This is a genomic window from Exiguobacterium sp. B2(2022) (genome assembly GCF_028823655.1).
Classification (GTDB): Bacteria; Bacillota; Bacilli; order Exiguobacteriales; family Exiguobacteriaceae; genus Exiguobacterium; species Exiguobacterium aestuarii_A.
This window is the reverse complement of record NZ_JAPEHX010000017.1, coordinates 23,470-44,994: the sequence shown is the minus strand read 5'-3', so window position 1 is coordinate 44,994 and position 21,525 is coordinate 23,470. Positions and strand designations below refer to the sequence as shown.

General features: G+C 49.1%; 20 protein-coding genes, 1 pseudogene and 1 riboswitch. Of the genes and pseudogenes, 19 read left to right on the top strand and 2 right to left on the bottom strand.

All coding sequences use genetic code 11. The features are described from left to right. A partial coding sequence (locus ON063_RS05055; RefSeq protein ID WP_274664438.1) for a helix-turn-helix domain-containing protein occupies positions 1-229 on the bottom strand: 229 nt, incomplete at its 3' end. 133 nt (positions 230-362) lie between these two features. Between ON063_RS05055 and ON063_RS05050 the strand changes: the two are divergent. Then, a pseudogene (locus ON063_RS05050) lies at positions 363-1,169 on the top strand (RNA-guided endonuclease TnpB family protein); the annotation flags it as partial. A 161-nt stretch (positions 1,170-1,330) separates the two neighbouring features. Here ON063_RS05050 and ON063_RS05045 read toward each other — a convergent pair. Further along, on the bottom strand, positions 1,331-1,540 hold the full coding sequence (locus ON063_RS05045) for an NUDIX domain-containing protein (protein WP_274664437.1): 210 nt from the start codon (positions 1,538-1,540) through the stop codon (positions 1,331-1,333). Between the two features lie 147 nt (positions 1,541-1,687). Further along, positions 1,688-1,789: riboswitch (purine riboswitch) on the top strand. Between the two features lie 69 nt (positions 1,790-1,858). Here ON063_RS05045 and purE point away from each other — a divergent pair. The 18 genes from purE to ON063_RS04955 all read left to right on the top strand — a co-directional run bounded on the left by purE (position 1,859) and on the right by ON063_RS04955 (position 21,500). Next, positions 1,859-2,347: a 5-(carboxyamino)imidazole ribonucleotide mutase gene (gene purE / locus ON063_RS05040; RefSeq protein ID WP_274664436.1), complete on the top strand. Its 489-nt coding sequence runs from the start codon at positions 1,859-1,861 to the stop codon at positions 2,345-2,347. Continuing rightward, positions 2,347-3,441 (top strand): 5-(carboxyamino)imidazole ribonucleotide synthase, encoded by a 1,095-nt coding sequence (gene purK / locus ON063_RS05035; RefSeq protein WP_214747512.1) that lies wholly within the window; start codon positions 2,347-2,349, stop codon positions 3,439-3,441. Before purE ends, purK begins: the two co-directional genes overlap by 1 nt. After that, entirely contained in the window at positions 3,438-4,730 is a 1,293-nt protein-coding gene (purB, locus tag ON063_RS05030) for an adenylosuccinate lyase (protein WP_214696700.1), read from the top strand. The genes purK and purB overlap by 4 nt, the downstream gene beginning before the upstream one ends. Before the next feature lie 48 nt (positions 4,731-4,778). Beyond that, complete coding sequence (purC, locus tag ON063_RS05025) at positions 4,779-5,483, top strand: phosphoribosylaminoimidazolesuccinocarboxamide synthase (RefSeq protein WP_147536348.1); 705 nt, start codon at positions 4,779-4,781, stop codon at positions 5,481-5,483. Continuing rightward, positions 5,480-5,722: a phosphoribosylformylglycinamidine synthase subunit PurS gene (gene purS / locus ON063_RS05020; protein WP_074032936.1), complete on the top strand. Its 243-nt coding sequence runs from the start codon at positions 5,480-5,482 to the stop codon at positions 5,720-5,722. The genes purC and purS overlap by 4 nt, the downstream gene beginning before the upstream one ends. Further along, positions 5,719-6,399 (top strand): phosphoribosylformylglycinamidine synthase subunit PurQ, encoded by a 681-nt coding sequence (gene purQ / locus ON063_RS05015; RefSeq protein ID WP_274664435.1) that lies wholly within the window; start codon positions 5,719-5,721, stop codon positions 6,397-6,399. Before purS ends, purQ begins: the two co-directional genes overlap by 4 nt. Next, the gene (gene purL, locus ON063_RS05010) at positions 6,383-8,602 is read left to right on the top strand and encodes a phosphoribosylformylglycinamidine synthase subunit PurL (protein WP_274664434.1); all 2,220 of its coding nucleotides are present in this window, start codon (positions 6,383-6,385) and stop codon (positions 8,600-8,602) included. The genes purQ and purL overlap by 17 nt, the downstream gene beginning before the upstream one ends. After that, complete coding sequence (gene purF, locus ON063_RS05005; protein ID WP_214758269.1) at positions 8,578-9,987, top strand: amidophosphoribosyltransferase; 1,410 nt, start codon at positions 8,578-8,580, stop codon at positions 9,985-9,987. The genes purL and purF overlap by 25 nt, the downstream gene beginning before the upstream one ends. A gap of 12 nt (positions 9,988-9,999) precedes the next feature. Next, positions 10,000-11,034 carry a phosphoribosylformylglycinamidine cyclo-ligase gene (gene purM, locus ON063_RS05000; RefSeq protein WP_274664433.1) on the top strand — a complete coding sequence of 345 codons (1,035 nt, stop codon included), beginning with the start codon at positions 10,000-10,002 and terminating at the stop codon, positions 11,032-11,034. After that, the gene (purN, locus tag ON063_RS04995; protein ID WP_274664432.1) at positions 11,031-11,609 is read left to right on the top strand and encodes a phosphoribosylglycinamide formyltransferase; all 579 of its coding nucleotides are present in this window, start codon (positions 11,031-11,033) and stop codon (positions 11,607-11,609) included. Before purM ends, purN begins: the two co-directional genes overlap by 4 nt. Further along, positions 11,606-13,126, top strand: coding sequence for a bifunctional phosphoribosylaminoimidazolecarboxamide formyltransferase/IMP cyclohydrolase (purH, locus tag ON063_RS04990; protein WP_274664431.1), 1,521 nt, complete (start codon positions 11,606-11,608; stop codon positions 13,124-13,126). Before purN ends, purH begins: the two co-directional genes overlap by 4 nt. Positions 13,127-13,140: 14 nt before the next feature. Next, on the top strand, positions 13,141-14,394 hold the full coding sequence (gene purD / locus ON063_RS04985; RefSeq protein ID WP_274664430.1) for a phosphoribosylamine--glycine ligase: 1,254 nt from the start codon (positions 13,141-13,143) through the stop codon (positions 14,392-14,394). A 90-nt stretch (positions 14,395-14,484) separates the two neighbouring features. Further along, positions 14,485-16,770 carry a bifunctional diguanylate cyclase/phosphodiesterase gene (locus ON063_RS04980; protein ID WP_274664429.1) on the top strand — a complete coding sequence of 762 codons (2,286 nt, stop codon included), beginning with the start codon at positions 14,485-14,487 and terminating at the stop codon, positions 16,768-16,770. A 181-nt stretch (positions 16,771-16,951) separates the two neighbouring features. Continuing rightward, a complete protein-coding gene (locus ON063_RS04975) occupies positions 16,952-18,694 on the top strand; it encodes an adenine deaminase C-terminal domain-containing protein (protein ID WP_274664428.1) in 1,743 nt (580 codons plus the stop codon). Between the two features lie 67 nt (positions 18,695-18,761). Next, on the top strand, positions 18,762-19,067 hold the full coding sequence (locus ON063_RS04970; protein WP_026826878.1) for a YerC/YecD family TrpR-related protein: 306 nt from the start codon (positions 18,762-18,764) through the stop codon (positions 19,065-19,067). A gap of 35 nt (positions 19,068-19,102) precedes the next feature. After that, positions 19,103-20,485: a TrkH family potassium uptake protein gene (locus ON063_RS04965; RefSeq protein ID WP_214696732.1), complete on the top strand. Its 1,383-nt coding sequence runs from the start codon at positions 19,103-19,105 to the stop codon at positions 20,483-20,485. Between the two features lie 12 nt (positions 20,486-20,497). Next, positions 20,498-20,731 (top strand): hypothetical protein, encoded by a 234-nt coding sequence (locus ON063_RS04960; RefSeq protein WP_214696733.1) that lies wholly within the window; start codon positions 20,498-20,500, stop codon positions 20,729-20,731. Between the two features lie 88 nt (positions 20,732-20,819). Continuing rightward, positions 20,820-21,500 carry a heptaprenylglyceryl phosphate synthase gene (locus ON063_RS04955; RefSeq protein WP_274664427.1) on the top strand — a complete coding sequence of 227 codons (681 nt, stop codon included), beginning with the start codon at positions 20,820-20,822 and terminating at the stop codon, positions 21,498-21,500. Positions 21,501-21,525: the final 25 nt, after the last annotated feature.

The window sequence follows — 21,525 nt, the reverse complement described above, 5'->3', positions numbered from 1 at the left end:
CCCGGATGATCGGATAGTAGGCGTCAATTACGGATTCACGGTTTCTTCTATCAGGCTTTCGGTAGCCATTGAGATATTTATTGACTGTCCTGCGGTCGACCCCCATTTCTCTAGCGAGTTGGCTCTTATTGATTTTCATGTTCATCGTCTCCATCATGTCGTTGAATTTCTGTAGGTCCGTTAGTTCGTTCACCTGGAACGTCGTGTCTACGTTTAATTGAATTTGCATAGTCGTTCACCTCGTGAACAAGTATGCGAGAAGGAGACAAAATTGTACATTCTTATCCCATCACTTTAGGACACATTAAAAGTATCATTTATACCTCGACACCGCGTTCGCGAAGTTCTTCGCCGGGACGGGCGGCTTCCCGGTCTTCAAATCGAGACGGCGGTCGCGCGCCTCCTACACGACGAACAACCAGCATGGCACGATCCGCATCGAGGCGGGCAAGGTTCGTCTGCCGAAGGTCGGGTTCGTGCGGTTCACACAACATCGCCCGTTCGAGGGCGTCATCCGGTCGGCGACGGTCTCGATGACCAAGACAGGCAAGTTCTTTATCTCCATCCTCGTCAAACAGGACGATGCACCATGGATCCCAGCCGAGAACAAGGTCGGGATCGATCTCGGTCTGGAACACTTCGCCGTCATGACGAACGACGCGATGGTATCGGAGAAAATCGAAAACCCACGTTTCCTTCGTAAGTCCGAGGCGAAGGTCAAGAAGGCGCAACGGGCGCTGTCGCGAAAGAAGATCGGGAGCAAGAACCGTGAGAAGACCAGGCTGATCCTTGCCAAGAGACACGAAAAGATTGCCAACCAACGCAAGGACTTCCTTCACAAACTGTCGAGACGGATCGTTGACGAGAACCAAGTCATCGTCGTGGAGACATTGAAATCGAAGCATATGATGCAAAACCACAAGGTCGCCAAATCGATTGCAGATGTCAGTTGGTACGAGTTCGTCCGTCAACTCGAATACAAATCAAACTTCTACGGACGGACACTCATCAAGGCAGACCCTTGGTACGCATCCACTCAAATCTGCTCCACTTGCGGCGTAAAGGGCGAGAAGAAGGCGATGGATGTCCGTGAATGGACGTGTGTCTGTGGCGCGCATCATGACCGTGACATCAACGCGAGCATCAACCTGTTGATGTTGGCCGACTGACAATCCTTCAGGGCAGGGACTGCCCGACGAGCTTGGTCCATAACCGTGGCTGGTAGGAGCACGGTCTTCCCAAGAAGCTCCCCCTTCAATTTGTGAAGCAAATAAGTGGTGAGTAGTTCACAGTAACCATCTGGACCGGAAAAGACTTGAATGAATTCAAATTACTTAGCGAGAAGTCCAGTCTCTTCTTTTAATTCTCGCTTCCAACGTTTCTCGAGCTCCATCGATCCTCCTGGTAAACCCCAGTCAAGTGTATCCGATCTAAATTGCATAAGTACCTCTTGTTTTTGATTGATGACTAAAATGGTCGCTCCAACGCTGATGATTGGACGGTTGCCAATCACTTCCCGAAGACTCGATATGTAATTCATCTAACTCCCCCTTTTCTAATAGAATACAGGATATGCAAAGAAGTTTCTCATCACACCCAAAAAGCGAACGATAAATATTCAGACAATTAAAATGTTCGCAGTTTATTGACATGTTTTCAAAGAACAAGGTACGATAGGCGTGTGAGATAGGAAAAATAAATAGTGCTCCATATAATCGCAAGGAAATGGCTTGCAAGTTTCTACCTGATCACCGATTCTGATCAGACTATGGGGTGTAGCTGACGTGTATTTGTCATGCCTATACCCTAAACTGATTGCTCGGTTTAGGGATTTCTTTTTGTAAGGGGGACATTTGGAATGAACGTAGTAGTTGGAGTAATCATGGGTAGTTCATCTGACTGGGAGACGATGAAACATACATGTGACATGTTAGATGAGTTACAGATTCCATATGAAAAACAAGTCGTATCAGCTCACCGTACACCAGACCTTATGTTCGAATATGCTGAAGAGGCACGAGGCAGAGGCATTCAAGTAATCATTGCGGGTGCTGGTGGAGCAGCCCACCTCCCTGGAATGGTAGCTGCGAAAACGACACTTCCTGTCATCGGTGTCCCAGTTCAGTCTAAAGCTCTCAATGGAATGGATTCGCTACTCTCGATTGTTCAGATGCCTGCAGGAATTCCAGTAGCAACTGTTGCGATTGGTAAATCGGGAGCGACAAATGCAGGATTACTTGCTGCTCAAATTCTTAGCATTCACTCCACAGACATTACAAATCGACTTGATGCATTTCGGGAGAAGAAACAAGAGATGGCGATGCGAGGAACGGAGGAGTTGGTCTGATGAGAATCGGAATTTTAGGTGGAGGACAACTTGGACGGATGATGTCTCTTAGTGCGAGTGCAATGGGGTATACGACACTTTGTCTCGATCCAAACCCACATGCACCGACTGCTCAAGTGGCAGATTCCATTGTTGCCTCATTTGATGATGTCGACGCCGCAAAGAAACTCGCCGACCGTTCTGACATCGTGACATACGAATTTGAGAATATCGACACAGAGATGATTGCTGCGATTGAAGAAAAATGTCCACAAGGAATGGATGTATTGAAAGCGACGCAACATCGCATCTTAGAAAAACAAATGATTGAATCTGCGGGACTACGAGTCGCACCTTATGTTTCAGTCCGTACCGTTCGAGATGTTCGGGAGGCGAAAGAGAAGCTTGGGTTGCCATTTGTCGTCAAAACGTGTCGCTTTGGCTATGACGGAAAAGGGCAAACAGTCATTCGGACGGAACAGGATGTTCAGGCATTCATTGAACAGTTCACGGAACAAGAATATGTCGCTGAAGCTTGGTTGCCGTTTGAAAAAGAGATCTCGGTCATTGTGACACGTGGAGAAGAAGAAACGTCGACGTTCCCAATCAGTGAAAATATTCATCATAACAACATTCTACATCTATCCATCGTACCGGCTCGTGTCGCTGATGAGATTCAAGAAGATGCGAGACATCTCGCACTTCAACTCGCAGACCACATCGGGTTGATGGGAACACTCGCTGTCGAGTTGTTTGTCATGCCAGATGGTCGCCTTTACGTAAACGAACTCGCACCACGTCCACATAATTCTGGACATTACACGATCGATGCATGTGAGACCTCACAATTTGAACAACACATTCGAGCCGTTACAGGGATGCGTCTCGGACGAACGACACTGACCACTCCGGTCGTCATGGTCAATCTTCTCGGCGAACATATGCAACGACTCAATGTCAAAGCATTGCCATCGAATGTTAAACTACATCTGTATGGAAAAGATGAAGCGAAGACGGGTCGCAAGATGGGACACTTGAATGTTCTCGGTGACACAGTCGAGGATGCGCTTCATACCATCGAACAACTGGCAATTTGGAAGGAGACCGTTTTATGATTTCACGCTATACCCGCCCAGAGATGGCGAACATTTGGACCGATCAAAACAAGTTCGAGGCTTGGTTAAAAGTTGAGCTTTACGCGTGTGAGGCTTGGAGTGAACTTGGAATTATCCCGAAAGAAGATGTACAAGTCCTTTGGGACAAAGCATCGTTTGATGTTGATCGTATTTTAGAAATTGAACAAGAGACGCGTCACGATGTGATTGCGTTCACGCGTGCCGTTTCTGAGACACTCGGGGAAGAGAAGAAGTGGGTACACTACGGATTGACGTCGACGGATGTCGTCGATACGGCGCTCTCGTACTTAATCAAGCAGGCGAATGATATTTTAGAAGCCGATTTAGATCGCTTCATCGGCATTCTTGCAGAAAAAGCAAAAGCACATAAATATGACATCATGATGGGACGTACACACGGTGTGCACGCAGAGCCGACAACGTTCGGTTTGAAGCTTGCCCTTTGGTATGAAGAAATGAAGCGGAACAAGAAACGTTTCATGGCAGCACGCGAAACGATTGAGTTTGGGAAAATGAGCGGAGCCGTCGGGACGTTTGCGAATATCGACCCGTTCATCGAATCATATGTGTGTGACAAACTCGGTATCCAAGCTGCACCGATCTCGACACAGACGCTCCAACGGGACCGCCATGCCGAGTACATGTCGACGCTCGCATTGATTGCGACATCGATTGAAAAGATGGCTACCGAGATTCGTGGTCTCCAAAAGACAGAGACACGTGAAGTGGAAGAGTTCTTCGCAAAAGGGCAAAAAGGATCGTCGGCGATGCCGCATAAACGAAACCCAATCGGTTCTGAAAACATGACGGGTCTTGCGCGTGTCATTCGCGGTCATATGATGACGGCTTACGAAAACGTTCCGCTTTGGCATGAGCGTGACATCTCGCACTCGTCAGCAGAACGCATCATTATTCCGGATGCGACGATTCTTCTCAACTATATGTTGAATCGCTTCGGCAATATTGTGAAGAATTTGACGGTCTTCCCAGATAACATGCGTCGCAACATGGACCGTACGTTCGGGATTATCTTCTCGCAACGTATTCTGCTCGGTCTCATCGAGAAAGGCTGGTCGCGTGAAGCGGCATATGACGCGGTTCAACCGAAGGCGATGCAAGCGTGGGAAGAAGAGACGATGTTCCGAACATTGATTGAAGAGGACAAAGAAATGGGCGCACTCTTTACGAGTGAAGAGCTCGATGAATTGTTCGACCCGCGTTATCATGTACGCCGTGTCGATACAATTTTTGAACGCTGTGGTTTGTAATCGTTGAGGGGCGACATGCCCCTCTCACTTTTAAGGGGGACGGTTCAGATGAAAGCAATTTATGAAGGCAAGGCGAAAGCGTTATTTGAGACAGAAGAAGCGGGTGTGCTTCGCGTGTATTACAAAGACGATGCGACAGCATTCAATGGAGAGAAGAAAGAGTCGATTGATGGGAAGGGGATCCTGAACAACGCCATCACGACGCAGTTGTTCGAATTGATGCATGACAACAAGATTCCGACGCACTTTATCAAACGAATCTCAGAGCGAGAACAGTTGGTACGCCGTGTCGACATCATTCCATTAGAAGTAGTCGTTCGAAACGTAGCGGCTGGAAGCCTGGCGAAACGACTCGGTTGGGAAGAAGGGACACCGCTCCTTGCACCGATTGTCGAATTCTACTATAAAGATGATGCGCTCGGGGATCCGCTCCTTACAGAAGACCATATCCGTTTGTTGCAAGTCGCTACACATAAAGAAGTCGAAACATTGCGACAACTCGGCCTTTGGGTAAACGACGTATTACTCGATTTCTTCGGTCAACATGGCATTGACGTGATTGATTTCAAACTAGAATTCGGGAAAGTGGACGGAACCATCATCTTAGCGGATGAGATTTCACCAGACACGTGCCGACTGTGGGACAAAGAGACAAAACAAAAGTTGGATAAGGACGTATTCCGTCGCGATTTAGGTTCTTTGACTGAGACGTATGGACAATTGTTAACACGCATAGGGGGAAATGGACAATGAAAAAAGTAAACGTGTATGTGACATTACGTGAAAGTGTACTCGACCCACAAGGAGTAGCTGTGAAAGGCGGACTCGAGCATCTTGGATTTGCTGGAATTGAATCGGTTCGCATCGGGAAAGTCATCGAACTTCAGGTCGCTGACGAAACGACAGAAGACATGGTCAAAGAGATGTGTGAGAAATTACTCGTCAACACGGTCATTGAGAATTATGAAATCGAGATGGGGGTACTTGCATGAAGTTCGCGGTCATCGTCTTTCCAGGATCAAACTGTGACCTCGACATGTATCACGCGGTAAAAGACGTGCTCGGGGAAGAAGCGGAATACGTGTTCCATACAGAAACCTCACTTGAAGGGTTCGATGGGGTGCTCTTACCAGGTGGCTTCTCATATGGAGATTACTTGCGTTGCGGGTCAATCGCTCAATTTTCACCGATTATGGCTGAGGTAAAACGTTTCGCAGAAGAAGGACGTCCGGTGCTTGGGGTATGTAACGGATTCCAAGTACTTGTCGAAGCGGGACTCCTCCCTGGTGTGTTGATGCGAAATCGTGATTTGAAATTCATGTGTAAGACCGTCGAACTCGTCGTCGAAAATAACGAGACGATGTTCACAAGTGACTATGCGGCACAGGAAACGATTCGCGTGCCAATCGCACACGGTGAGGGCAACTACTACTGTGACGACGCGACACTCGAGACATTGAAGGCAAATGGTCAGATTGCGTTCACCTATAAAGAGAACCCGAACGGATCGGTCGAACAGATTGCCGGCATCACGAACGAAGCAGGAAACGTACTCGGCATGATGCCACACCCAGAGCGTGCGGTCGAAGCATTGCTCGGTGGAGAAGACGGTAAACGGTTATTCACGTCAATTGTAAAATGGGGGGCACGACATGTTACTTACAACTGAACCGACAGCTACGCAAATCCGCGATGAAAAGATTTATGCCACGATGGGATTATCGGACGACGAATATGCACTCGTCGTCTCACTGCTTGGCCGGGAGCCAAACTATACAGAAATCGGTCTCTTCTCGGTCATGTGGTCTGAACACTGTTCGTACAAAAACTCGAAACCTGTGCTCCGGAAGTTTCCTACAACCGGAAAGCACGTCTTACAAGGACCAGGAGAAGGGGCGGGAATCGTCGATATCGGAGACGGTCAAGCTGTCGCCTTTAAAATCGAGAGTCATAACCACCCGTCAGCGATTGAACCTTATCAAGGAGCGGCGACTGGGGTGGGCGGAATCATCCGTGACATCTTCTCGATGGGGGCCCGTCCGATTGCATTATTGAACTCACTCCGTTTCGGAGATTTGAACGAATCACGTGTGAAACATTTATTCGGTCATGTCGTATCAGGCATTGCCGGCTACGGAAACTGTGTCGGTATCCCGACTGTCGGCGGCGAAGTCGCATTTGACCCGGCCTACTCAGGAAATCCTCTCGTCAACGCGATGTGTGTTGGTTTCATCCGTCATGAAGATATTCAAAAAGGAATCGCAGAAGGTGTCGGAAACTCGGTCATGTATGTCGGAGCGACGACGGGACGCGACGGAATCCATGGTGCCACATTCGCCTCTGAAGAACTCGGGGAAGACGCGGACGAGAAACGTCCAGCCGTACAAGTCGGAGACCCGTTCATGGAGAAGTTATTGATTGAAGCGTGTCTCGAAGTCATCAAACACCCGGCGCTCGTCGGGATTCAAGACATGGGGGCAGCTGGATTGACCTCTTCTTCAGCGGAGATGGCCTCGAAAGCCGGTATGGGGATCGAGATGAACTTAGACCTCGTCCCGCAACGTGAGACAGGCATGACGCCTTACGAGATGATGCTATCGGAATCACAAGAGCGGATGCTTCTCGTTGTCAAAGCCGGACATGAAGACGAGATTGAAGCGATCGTGACGAAGTGGGGACTTCATGCGATCAAGGTCGGCGAGGTCATCGAAGAGAAAGTGCTTCGCCTCGTTCACCAAGGAGAAGTTGCAGCAGAGGTACCGGTCGACGCGCTCGCAGAAGACGCTCCTGTCTATCATAAACCTTCAAAAGTACCAGCCTACTACGAAGCTTTCCAAGCCATGAGTTCTGTAACACCAATCGTCGAAGATGTGATGGCGACTTGGAAAGACGTTCTTGCGATGCCGAGCATCGCCTCGAAACGTTGGGTGTATGAGCAATACGACCATATGGTTCAAACATCGACAGTCGTCGCACCGGGCAGTGATGCTGCAGTTATTCGCATTCGTGAGACGGAGAAGTCGCTCGCGATGACGACCGACTGTAACGCGAAATACGTCTATCTCGACCCGCGTGTCGGTGGGGCAATCGCTGTCGCCGAGGCGGCACGTAACATTGTCGCGAGTGGTGCAGAGCCTCTTGCTTTGACGGACTGTCTCAACTTCGGCAGCCCGGATAAACCGGAAGGGTTCTGGCAACTCGACCAAGCCGTTGAAGGAATGGCGGAAGCGTGCCGGACGCTCGATACACCTGTCATTGGTGGAAACGTATCGTTGTACAACGAATCGAACGGACAAGCCATTTATCCGACACCGGTCGTTGGAATGGTCGGTCTCATTGAGAAGCCAGAGCATATTACGACATCGTTTGCGAAACAAGCCGGAGACGTCGTCTTCTTACTTGGAGAGACAAAAGCAGAATTTGGTGGCAGTGCCCTTCAAATGCTTCAAGACGGAAAAGTGAGAGGACATGCGCCGACACTCGACCTTCAGGAAGAGCGTCAGACGCAGAAAGCATTACTTCAAGCGATTCGTGACGGTCTTGTCACGGCAGCACACGATGTGTCAGAAGGTGGTCTTGCGGCAGCGTTACCAGAACTCGTTTTCGGAACAGGGTTCGGTGTCGACGTCACAATCGATACAGAACTCGTCACTGCACTATTTAGTGAATCCCAGTCACGCTTCCTCGTGACAGTCGACCAAACAAAAGCAGAGGCATTCGCGAGCATGACGAACGGAACGGCAATCGGTACAGTCACAGAAGCGGCAACTGTGGTTGTTCGTGCAAGCGATCGCTTGATTGAAATGGATGTGCAAGAGTTGGAACGTGTATGGGAAGGAGCTATTCCATGTTATATGACATCCGAGGCATGAACGAGGAATGTGGCGTCTTCGGTGTGTTCGGTCACATCGAAGCGTCACACCTTGCCTACTACGGACTTCACAGTTTGCAACACCGTGGCCAAGAGGGAACGGGAATCGTAACGGCGGACGGAGAGCGTCTCCACGCGAAACGTGGACTCGGGCTCGTCACCGAAGTATTTGACGAAACGTCTCTCGACGCACTCACCGGGAATCATGCAATCGGTCACGTACGCTATTCGACAGCGGGCGGCAACACGCTCGAGAATGTTCAACCGCTCCATTTCAAGTCGTTGACAGGGGACTTGGCGATGGCGCATAACGGAAACCTTGTGAATGCGACTGAGTTGAAACATATGCTCGAAGCGGAAGGTGCGATCTTCCAAACGACGTCTGACACGGAAGTCGTGGCCCATCTCATTAAGCGGAGTCGCGGTAATTCATTGAAAGAACGCATTGCGGATAGCTTGGCTCGTCTCGTTGGAGCATTCGCCTTCTTATTTTTGACAGAAGATGCCCTATACGTCGGAGTCGACGTTCATGGGTTACGTCCCTTGTCACTCGGGCAGACGGAAGACGGTGCGTACGTTTTCGCATCAGAGACATGTGCGTTTGACGTCGTTGGAGCAACGTATGTCCGAGACGTTGAACCAGGCGAATTACTCATGATTACGAATGAGGGCATCACATCTGAACGTTTCAGTGAAGCGGCAGTTCGTGCGATGTGTTCGATGGAATACATTTACTTCTCACGTCCGGACTCGATCATCGACGGCATCAACGTGCATACGGCGCGTAAAGCCATGGGGAAAAAGATGTTCGAAGAAGCGCCGGTCGAAGCGGATGTCGTGACGGGGGTACCGGACTCGAGTATTTCCGCGGCAATCGGTTATGCCGAAGCGAGTGGAATCCCATACGAGATGGGACTTATTAAGAACCGTTACGTCGGACGGACATTCATTCAACCTTCTCAGGAATTACGGGAGCGCGGCGTGAAGATGAAACTGTCGGCGTTACGCGGTGTCGTGAATGGGAAGCGGGTCATCATGGTTGATGATTCCATCGTCCGAGGAACGACGAGCCGCCGAATCGTCACTTTGCTTCGAGAGGCAGGCGCGACGGAAGTGCATGTGCGCATCACGTCACCGCCAATCAAGCATCCATGCTATTACGGAATCGATACATCAACGAAGGAAGAGTTAATTGCGGCAACCAAATCCGTTGAAGAAATTAGAGAAGAGATTGGTGCCGATTCACTAGCGTTTCTCACATTGGATGGAACGGTCGAAGCCATCGATCGTCCATTTGAAGGAGCGCTACGCGGGCAGTGTGCTGCATGCTTCACGGGACTTTATCCGACTGAACTTGCAGAACTCGTGACAGAGACAAAGGCTTAAGGGGGAAAACCGATGAGCGTTAGATACGAACAAGCGGGTGTGAATTTAGAAGCAGGGTACGAGGCCGTATCCCGTATGAAACGTCATGTTGCCCGGACGATGCGTCCAGAAGTAATGACAGGACTCGGTAGTTTCGGGGCGATGATTGATCTCGGCTCGATGAACATGAAACATCCGATTCTCGTGAGTGGGACGGATGGGGTCGGGACGAAGCTGAAGTTGGCTTTCGCGCTCGACCAACATGACACGATTGGAATTGATTGCGTCGCGATGTGCGTCAACGATTGCCTCGTTCATGGAGCAGAACCGCTCTATTTCCTCGACTATATTGCGACAGGAAAAGCAGAACCGGCTAAACTTGAGCGCATCGTTGCCGGAGTCGCTGAAGGATGTGTCCAAGCCGGTTGTGCCCTCGTCGGAGGAGAAACTGCTGAGATGCCTGGAATGTACCCGGATGGGGAGTATGACATTGCCGGGTTTGCGGTCGGGGTCGTCGAGAAAGAGCACTTACTCGACGGTTCTACGATTCAGGATGGAGATGTCGTTCTAGGGCTTGCTTCTTCAGGTGTTCATTCAAACGGTTTTTCTCTTGTACGTCATATCGTCGAAGCGCAAGGTCTTCACTATACGGATGAAATTGCGATGCTCGATACGACACTTGGGAACGCGTTGCTTCTTCCGACACGCATTTACGCTGAAGCGGCAAAAGCAGCGATTTCGACAGGTAAAGTACAAGGAATGGCACACATCACAGGCGGTGGCTTCTATGAGAATGTCCCTCGTATGTTACCGGAAGGACTCGGGATCACGTTCGATGCATCGAGTTGGCCAAGTCTTCCTGTGTTCGATTGGCTCGAACAAGTCGGAAACATCTCGAAACAGGAAATGTTCAATGTCTTCAACATGGGCATTGGTTATATGATTACGGTACGTGCAGAAGATGTGGAACTGGTCGAAGCGGCGCTCGAACGTGTTGGTGAGACAGCGCATCGAATCGGGAAAGTCGAGAGTCGTCCAGGAATCCGAATCTCAGGAGTGGACCAATGAAACGATTTGCCATCTTTGCATCAGGGTCGGGGAGTAACGCAGAAGCCATTTGGCAGGCGATTGCCGATGGACAATTGTCAGCCGAATGCGTGCTACTCGTCACGGACAAACCAGAAGCGACGGTTCTCGACCGTGCGGAGCGTCACGGAATTCCGAGTTTTTCCTTCACACCGAAAACGTATGCGTCTAAAGAGGAGTTCGAGGAAGAAATCCTCGTCCTTCTCGATTCGCTTCGTGTGGACTATATTGTGTTAGCAGGGTATATGCGCTTGATCGGAAATGTGTTACTATCCGCATATCCGAACCGAATCATAAACATTCATCCTTCGCTCTTGCCTGCGTTTCCGGGGAAAGACGCGATTGGTCAGGCGCTTGACGCAAACGTGTCGACGAGTGGCGTGACGGTTCATTATGTGGATGCGGGGATGGACACGGGTCCGATCATCGCACAAGCGTCAGTCGAGATTGAAGGATGCGACCGAACTGAAGCGACACGACGCATTCAAGCGATTGAACATCAACTGTATCCGCGCGTATTACAACAAGTGTTGAATCAACAGGAGGTTTTCAAGTGAGAGCATTATTAAGTGTTTCTGATAAAACAGGAATTGTGGAACTAGCAACTGTCCTACATGAGGCGGGCATCGAACTCATCTCGACAGGAGGGACCGAGGCGGCACTCCAGAAAGCCGGTTTACCGGTCAAAAACATCTCTGAGGTGACATCGTTCCCAGAAATGTTAGATGGTCGTGTCAAGACGTTACACCCACTCGTTCACGGCGGATTGCTCGGACGTCGCGACCTCGATACACATGTCGCTCAAATGAAAGACCATGATATCGAACCAATCGATTACGTGGTCGTCAATCTTTATCCGTTTAAAGAGACGATTGCAAAAGAAAATACGACGTACGAAGAAGCGATTGAAAATATCGATATCGGTGGACCGAGCATGTTGCGTTCAGCTGCAAAAAACCATGCGAGCGTCACGGTCGTCGTTGATCCGAATGACTATACACTCGTTGCAGATGAAGTACGTAAAGGTGGCACATCATTTGAGACACGCCAACGTCTCGCCACGAAAGCGTTCCGTCATACGGCTGCTTATGACGCATTGATCGCCGATTATTTAGGGCGTCAAATCGGGGAAACCTTCCCAGAACAGTTGACGGTCACGTATGAAAAAGTTCAAGACCTTCGTTATGGAGAAAACCCGCACCAACAAGCAGCGTTCTATAAGACGCCATTGTATGATGGGATGACACTCGCGAATGCGACACAACTCCACGGGAAAGAGCTTTCGTATAACAACATTCAAGATACGAACGCAGCGCTTGAAGCACTCAGTGAGTTGAACGAACCGGCTGCTGTCGTCGTCAAACATATGAACCCATGTGGTGTCGCAGTAGGACGGACGATTTCTCAGGCGTTCGAACGTGCACATGCGGCTGACCCGGTCTCTATTTTTGGTGGGATCGTTGCCTTGAACCGCGAAGTCGATGTAGAAACGGCAGATGCCCTTCGTAACATCTTTTTAGAGATCATTATTGCTCCATCCTTTAGTGAGGCAGCACTTGAACGATTGAAAGAGAAAAAGAACCTTCGTCTGTTAACGTTGGATATGGGTCAAATGACAGGGATGCGCTTAACAGCTGTCGCTGGAGGATTGCTCGTACAAGATGGGGACGACATGACACTCGATGATGCGGCTTGCCAAATCGTGACGGACCGTCGCCCGACAGCATCAGAATGGGAAGATTTAAAACTCGCATGGCGCGTCGTCAAACACGTGAAATCAAACGCCATTGTCGTAGCGAAAGATGAGACGACGATTGGGATTGGAGCGGGGCAGATGAACCGCGTCGGAGCAGCAAAAATCGCTTTCGAACAAGCGGGTGAGCGTGCGACAGGCGCAGCGCTTGGAAGTGACGCGTTCTTCCCAATGGCAGACACAGTCGAAGCGGCAGCAGCGGCAGGCATTACAGCCATCATTCAACCAGGTGGGTCGATCCGCGATGCCGAATCGATTGAAGCAGCAAACCGTCACGGCATTACGATGGTATTCACATCGGTCAGACATTTCAAACACTGAGAGGGGTTCGCGTCATGAACGTAATGGTCATCGGTCGAGGAGGACGCGAGCATGCGCTCGCTTGGAAATTAAAACAAGACGGACATCACGTCTTCGTTGCACCAGGTAACGCCTTCATGGAAGGCATGACATGTGTGTCGATCAATGAGACAGACGTCGAGGCACTTGCTCAGTTCGCAGAAGAAACGAATATCGAGTGGACAATTGTCGGACCGGAATCTTCTTTGATGGCAGGGGTCGTCAATACGTTCCGTGCTAAAGGACTAAACATCTTCGGACCGACGAAAGCAGCGGCCCTACTTGAAGGAAGTAAGGCGTTCGCAAAAGAGGTCATGATGGAGGCGGGCATCCCGACAGCAGCGTATGAAGCGTTCACGGATGCAGAATCGGCGCTCTCCTATATTGAGAAGCTTGGAGCACCGCTCGTCGTTAAAGCAGACGGCCTTGCCGCTGGAAAAGGTGTCACGGTCGCGTTCACAGTGGAAGAGGCAAAAGCCGCAGTGCGTGATATTTTCACGACGGATAAATTCGGACAACAGTCACAGGTCGTCATTGAAGAGTTCCTTGACGGGGAAGAATTTTCACTCATGGCGTTCGTCTCGGGAGAGCGTGTCATTCCAATGATTACGTCACAAGATCATAAACGTGCCTATGACGGTGACAAGGGACCGAACACAGGTGGTATGGGCGCCTACAGTCCGATGCCGCATTTGTCAGAAGACGTGTATGACGAAGCGGTGAAGACGGTTCTCGAACCGCTCGCTCAAACGATGGTCAAACGAGGAACTCCGTTTGAAGGATTCTTATACGCCGGACTGATCTTGACATCGAGCGGACCAAAAGTGATTGAATTTAATGCTCGCTTCGGTGACCCGGAAACAGAAGTTATTTTGCCGAATTTGAAATCACCGCTCCTCGACGTGATTCAAACGGTCATCCGCCAAGAACCTTATTCGATTGAATGGGTCGACGGCTATACAATGGGTGTCGTCATCGCAGCGAAAGGTTATCCGGACCGACCTGTCACCGGGCAAGTACTGTCTGGTTTTGATGCGCTCCCGCAGGACGTTCTCGTCTTCCATGCTGGAACTGCACAGCAAGACGGTCAAGTCGTGGGAAGCGGTGGTCGCTTGCTCGTTGTCACCGCGACGAAACCGACGCTACTTGAAGCGAAGACAGCCGTTTATGAAGCCATCGCACAACTCGATTTGCCGGATACGTTCCACCGGACAGATATCGGGTCGCGAGCGTTCACACAGATTATTTGAAGGATGGGTCAACCCATCCTTTTTTTCATGCGAAAAAAAGGGAATCCCGATATCCTGTTCTACAATAATAAAGTAGCTTGAGGAAAGAGGGTGGTCGACCTGCGTGTTCAAACAAAACTATTCATTGCGATTGCCGTTAACATCGTACTTTTCATTGGCGTCATTCTATTTGTCATCAAACCGTATTTCGTAGAGAAGAGCATTGAACAGGACAAGGCGATGACCCACGATCAAATCGAGAGCGTGACAGAAGTATTCGCCAATCATCGAAGCATGCTCGAGCGCATCCTTGTCGATTGGTCGGTCTGGACAAACGCCTACGATTTCGTTCAAAACAAAAATGAGTCGTTTATTGAAAACAATATGGGAAAAGAAACGCTCGACAATCTTGAGGTTGGGGCGATGATTTTCCTCAACGACAATCGAGAAGTCGTCTACTCCGAATTCAATCAATTTTATGAGTTGGACAGTAAGAATGAGAAGAATGATTTCATAAATGAACTGGTGCGTTACGTAAACTCGTCTGGCGTCACACAAAGTGCGGTATATGGTACAGACTTCGGCCCCGTCGTGTTCATGAGCCATCCAATCGTAAAGAGTGATGGAACTGGGGAACCTGGGGGTACGCTCGTCCTCATTCAAAAAATTGGTCCAGACTTCATGGCGGCGATGAGCGTACAGGCAAAAACGAAACTTTCTATCAGTCCACTCTCGCATCAACGATTGACGATTGAGCAAGACAATCAGTTTGCCCGTGTCTCGTTACCACTGCAGTCGGTCTATCAAGATGCGAACTGGGAAGTCAATTTTTCGGTGAAGCGTACGTATTATTCAAACACACAGACGATGTTAGAAACGGGCATGCTTGGACTTCTCGTTCTCGGTCTCGGACTATTGTTGACCTTGTTTTGGACAGTGAATCAAATCGTCACGAAACGGTTAATGGACATCGTTAAAGAATTGAAGTGGATCACGAAAGAGCGAAACAGTCGCTTACGAATCCGATTGAATCCACGTCAACAGGATGAAATCGAAGAGATGGCAGTCAGTATAAATGAAGTGCTAGATGCACTTGAACAGACACAGAAAGAATCGTTGACGCGTGCCTTTCGAGATTCTCTGACTCGCCTTCCGAACCGCTTGGCCGTTGAAGACATGTTTATGAACTTGCCGAACACGTCCTACTCGATCGGAGTGATGGGGATTGACCTCGACAACTTCCGACGAATCAACGATCAGTTCGGTCAACGGACGGGTGATGCGATGTTATCTTTCTTTGCGTCTCGATTGATGTTTTACAAAGAGGATGGTTTTGTTGCCCGAATCGGAGCTGATGAATTCATCATGATTCACCCTGGATGGGCGACCGAAGAGTTAGTGATCGTTGCGAATCAATTGGTGAAAGATTTGAGAGAGTGGGGCTTAAAGCAAGGCATGAATCATCTGACGTTAAGTATCGGAATTGATGAGTTGGAACCTTCCCATCATTCCTATGAGGTCATGATGGCACGTCTCGATGTCGTCTTACACGAAGTTAAAGCATCAGGTAAGGACAAGATCCTCTCTTATCAGGACATCGAAGACGGGAGCCATTACTTGCAGGCGCTCGAGATGGAAAGAGATTTGCGATATGCGCTGCGTCACGACGAATTCGAATTGTATTATCAACCAATCGTCTCACCAAAACCGTTTCAAGTGAGAGGAGTAGAAGCGTTAATTCGTTGGCATCATCCTCAAAAAGGATTCGTCTCCCCAGGTGTCTTCATTCCCGTTGCCGAACAACTTGGGCTCATTTCGGATGTGGGAAGATGGGTACTTGTAAAAGCCATCACGGAGATTCAAGACTATGCGGAACGCTTTGATTTATTTTTGTCTGTCAATGTGTCGAAACGCCAGATTTTAGATGGGTCATTTTTAGAGGCACTAGAAGAAACGCTCACCAAAACGAGCTTCCCACCTCATCGATTGCATGTAGAAATTACAGAAAGCGAGGTCGGTGGGAATGTGTATGAACTCCAACAGTTCATTCAAGCGTTGAAGACGATCGGTGTCAAAATATCACTCGATGATTTCGGCGTCGGCACATCATCGCTATCTTACCTTCAATCGCTACGTCTCGATATTATTAAAATTGACCAGAACTTCGTCAAGGGGATTCCGGAGAACAAATTTGATCGAGCGTTATTAGAAGGATTGTATCAAACGTTCCACACACTCGGCCTTGATATCGTCACGGAAGGGGTCGAACGACCAGAACAACTGGCTTTCGTATTAGAATATAGTGGTTCACTCATCCAGGGATATCATTACAGTAAACCGATTCCGGTAGAACAGCTGCATCACTATTTACGCAAAACGGTCATGACTCAAATTTGATGTAGGCGACTCTTCGTGCGGAGAGCCGCCTTTTTTGTGAAAAATATATGTGAAATTTGTTACAATAGGGAACATAACTTGCGACCCTTTCAGAGAAAAGGTAAACTTGAAACAGGGAAAGAAAACGCTTTCAAAACTATTTCTTAATAGCATTGAAAGGGAAAAGGGAGGATTGGGTTCGATGCCAACAAAAAGAACGGCGCGGGCACCGTGGTCGAAAGTGATGATTCGCTCGCAACTTGAAGTCGTAGATCGAGTACGACCACCTTCGCTCGTTTTACAGAACGCGACGTATTTGAACGTATATGTGAAACAATGGAAAACAGCGAACATTTGGATTGAGGGAGACCGAATTGTCTATGTCGGTCCAGATCTACCAGAATCGGCGGTCGAAACGGTTGATGTGTCAGGGAAATATATTGTGCCTGGTTATATCGAACCACACGCTCACCCATTTCAATTGTACAATCCGGCGACGTTGTCTAAGTATGCAGGAGAGCGCGGAACGACGACGCTCGTCAATGACAACATGCTCCTTTTTTTACAAGAAAAAGAGCAAGCGTTTGCGCAGCTTGAAGCGATTCAACAGTTGCCAACGAGCACATATTGGTGGGCACGACTCGACACGCAGACCGAGCTCGACCGAGAGAGTGTCGCCGTCGATTCAGAACGAATTCATGAATGGTTCAATCATCCGGACGTCGTGATGGCCGGTGAACTGACAGCATGGCCGCGCGCTCTTAAAGGCGATGATGAGATGCTCCAGTGGATGCTTGACGCAGAGACGTGCGGTCTACCGGTCGAAGGGCACTTTCCAGGTGCCTCACCAAAGACATTGACTAAAATGGCGTTGATGGGTGTACACAGCGACCATGAGGCGATGACAGCGGAAGAGGCGCTCAACCGACTCGAATTAGGCTACACGACGACGCTTCGTCATTCCTCGATTCGACCAGACTTACCAGGGATGATTCGTGATCTGCTTACGAACGGATTAACCGCGTTCGATCATCTCATGGTGACAACGGACGGTTCGACTCCCGGCTTTTATGAAGACGGGATGCAGGACGCTCTCGTTCGCATCTTAATAGAAGAAGAGTTACCGGCAATCGAAGCGTATCGCATCGTGTCGCACAACGTGGCGCGTCATTTCGATCTCGATCATATTCTCGGTTCGATTGCACCAGGACGCATCGCACACTTGAATATTCTTGACTCAATCGAAGAACCTCGCCCGTCGGCTGTCATCGCGAAAGGACAATGGATTTACCGAGATGGTGTGTCCTTGTTCCCGAACGAATTGGTGGAAGCGGTACTCGATAAGATGCCGTCGACTGACGTCTCGATTGAATTGACACCACAAGACTTGTCATTCAGCATGCCCGTCGGTCTCGACATGGTCAACTCGGTCATCATGAAACTGTTTAAAATCAAGCACGATACAGGGCAGGACGAATTGCCACGCGATGAGGACGAGTCGTTTTTGATGTTGCTTGATAAGGAAGGGAAATGGCGACTAAACACGGTACTGAAAGGATTTGCGAAAGATTTTGGTGGTCTCGTCAGTTCGTATTCGATCAGTGGGGACTATTTGATTTTAGGAAAATGTAAACAGGATATGTTACTAGCGTTCGAGCGGATGAATGAACTCGGAGGAGGCATCGTCCTTGTCGACAGAGGAGAAATCGTTGCTGAAATCCCATTACCGCTCTGTGGCATGACGTCGACAGAGCCGCTTGAGACGCTCATCGGTCAAGAGAAACAACTGCGTAACGAACTTGTGGCACGAGGGTATCAGTTCGAAGATCCGATTTACACGTTACTGTTTTTAGCATCCACACACTTGCCGTACGTTCGGGCGACTCCACTCGGAATTTATGAAGTGATGAAAAAACAAGTACTATTTCCTGCGATTTTGCGATGAATAGTTGAGTCCGAGCCGCCCCTGCTTTAGAATGATAAAGAAGTATGAGTAGAGAGGATGCTTGCGGATGCAACTCGATAAATTACGAGGTCGAGAGCTTGATCAATTGTTTGAGGCAATTTTGAAGCTCGATACACTCGAAGACTGTTATCAATTATTCGAAGATTTAGCGACTGTTAATGAAATTCAAGCACTTGCACAACGACTAGAAGTGGCACGTCAAATACGTGAAGGCAATACGTATCATAAAATTGAGGACGCAACAGGTGCCTCAACGGCTACGATTTCTCGTGTGAAACGTTGCTTGAACTATGGGACAGGCGGATATGATCTCGCTCTTGAACGTCTACAACAAACAAAAGGTGACTCGTAAGAGTCATCTTGTTTTTGATGGAGGGGAGGGGCGAGATGCAACAAAAATTCATGAAGCGGAACTTACAATTGTTCTTTCGAAATTTAACACCAGTCCAAACACTCGTGTTGATCTATAGTGCGGCAGCCGTTTTATCCGTGTTGCTCCTCGCCTTACCGATCGCCCACAAACCGGGTGTGACGATTACGTTTACGGACCTCGTCTTCTTTGCGGTGAGCTGTGTCAGTGTCACCGGCCTCACACCGATTGTGGTCACTGATACATTTTCAACGTTTGGTTTGTTTATCATCTTGTTTATCGTTCAGGTGAGCGGTGTCGGGTTGATCAGTTTGCATGTGATCATGTGGATTTTGCTTGGAAAGCGGATTGGGTTTCGGGAACGCCAACTGATTTTACGTGACCAAAACCAGACGTCGATGTCAGGGATTGTTAAATACATCACGGAAATCGTCATCACCGTTATCGCCATCGAGGCGGTCGGTGCCGTCTTACTCGGTGTCCATTACTTAAATTATTTTGATACCGCCGGAGAAGCCTTCTTACAAGGCTTGTTCGGGTCGGTCAGTGCGACGACGAACGCCGGTTTTGATATTACCGGAAGCTCGCTCGCGCCATTCCGAGAAGATCCATTTGTCATCTTCACGCAAATCGCGCTCATGACCGGTGGTGCCATCGGATTCCCGGTTCTTGTGGAGATTCGGACCTACTTGGTGAGTCGCATCACACGGAAGCGTCATACGTTCCCGAGTCGATTCTCTTTGTTCACGAAGTTGACGGTCTCGACATTCTTTATTTTGATTGCTGTCGGAACAGTCGGCTTATTCATCTTTGAATACAACAATGCCTTCAAAGATTTGCCGCTCTGGCTGTCTCTTTCGGACTCGTTATTCCAGTCTGTGACGACACGTAACGGTGGACTATCGACAGTCGATGTCAACTTGTTCTCGGAAGCGAGCATGTTACTCTTATCAATCCTCATGTTTATCGGGGCCTCTCCATCGTCTGTCGGTGGGGGGATTCGGACGACGACGTTTGCCGTGGCCGTTCTTGGTGTCGTCGCGTTCATTCGTGGAGACTCATCGATCAAGATTTTCGGGCGTGAGATTGTCCTCGAGGATATTTGGAAAGCGTTCGTCATCATTACGGTGTCGCTTGCCGTCTTATTATCCGGAGTCATGGTCATGGCTTACTTCGAAGATGCCTCATTGACACGAATCTTATTTGAGGCCTGTTCCGCGTTCGGGACGACTGGACTATCTGTCGGTCTCTCTTCCGAGTTCAGTAACGTCGGAAAATGGGTGCTGACGATTCTCATGTTCATCGGTCGAATCGGGGTCATTGCCTTCATTCTCATCTTGCAACGGAGACAACCGAAGCGGATGTATAACTATCCGAAAGAATCAATCATCTTAGGATAAGGAGATTGTCATATGAAAGCCTTTTGGATTAATTTTGGATACGTCTTTATCGTTCCTGTCTTGCCGTTCATCGCGGTCGTCAATGGGACAGCACTCTGTTCGCCAGACTCGCCATTACTTGATATTCCAGTGCTCGGATTCTTTTTAGCGAATCCGCTCTGGTTTGTCCCAGTATATGCGCTATTCGCACTGCTTGTTGCGAAATGGTTGACGGAACGGGAACGGAATCGTACGGCACGTTCGTGACTTGCTTCGGCAAGTCTTTTTTATTGGAGAGATGCACGTCACGTAAAAAATCGATACACTAGAGAAGGATTCGATGGGAGGGGAAGAATTGAAATTTCAGTCATGGCGGCACGTATTTAAACTAGATCCGAATAAACATCTCGACGAGGATGCGCTCCAGGCGCTTATCCACTCCGGCACTGATGCCTTTCTCATAGGCGGGACGGACGGTGTTGATGCAGAAAATACATTTGCGCTTTTCGCGAGAGTCCGAGATGCCAGGTTACCGGTCGCGCTTGAAATCAGTCAACCGAGCCAGGTCATCGATGGATTCAATCACTATTTTGTACCGACCGTGCTGAACGCCGGAACGCCGGAATGGATTGTGGGACATCATGCACGCGCATTCGAGCGTTACGGACACTTCTTTGATTCCCGTCATATCACGGCACAAGGCTACCTCGTCTTAAATCCAGACGCAAAAGTGGCGCACGTGACGGAGTCAACATGCGACTTATCGTTAGAACAAGCCGTGGCGTATGCCGAGGTCGGGCATCATTTGTTCCGTCTCCCTTCCCTCTATATTGAATATAGTGGACGACTCGGCAATGTCGATGTCGTGAAAGAAATTCGATTGGCGCTACCAGACGCACACCTCTTTTATGGGGGGGGCATCGATGGGGCAGAGTCGGCTCGGTTGATGGGAGCGTACGCCGATACGGTTGTCGTCGGCAATATCATTTATGAAGACTTAGCAGGGGCACTTGCGACTGTGCAAGCACTCCGATAAAATAAGAACAAACGTTTGGAATAAG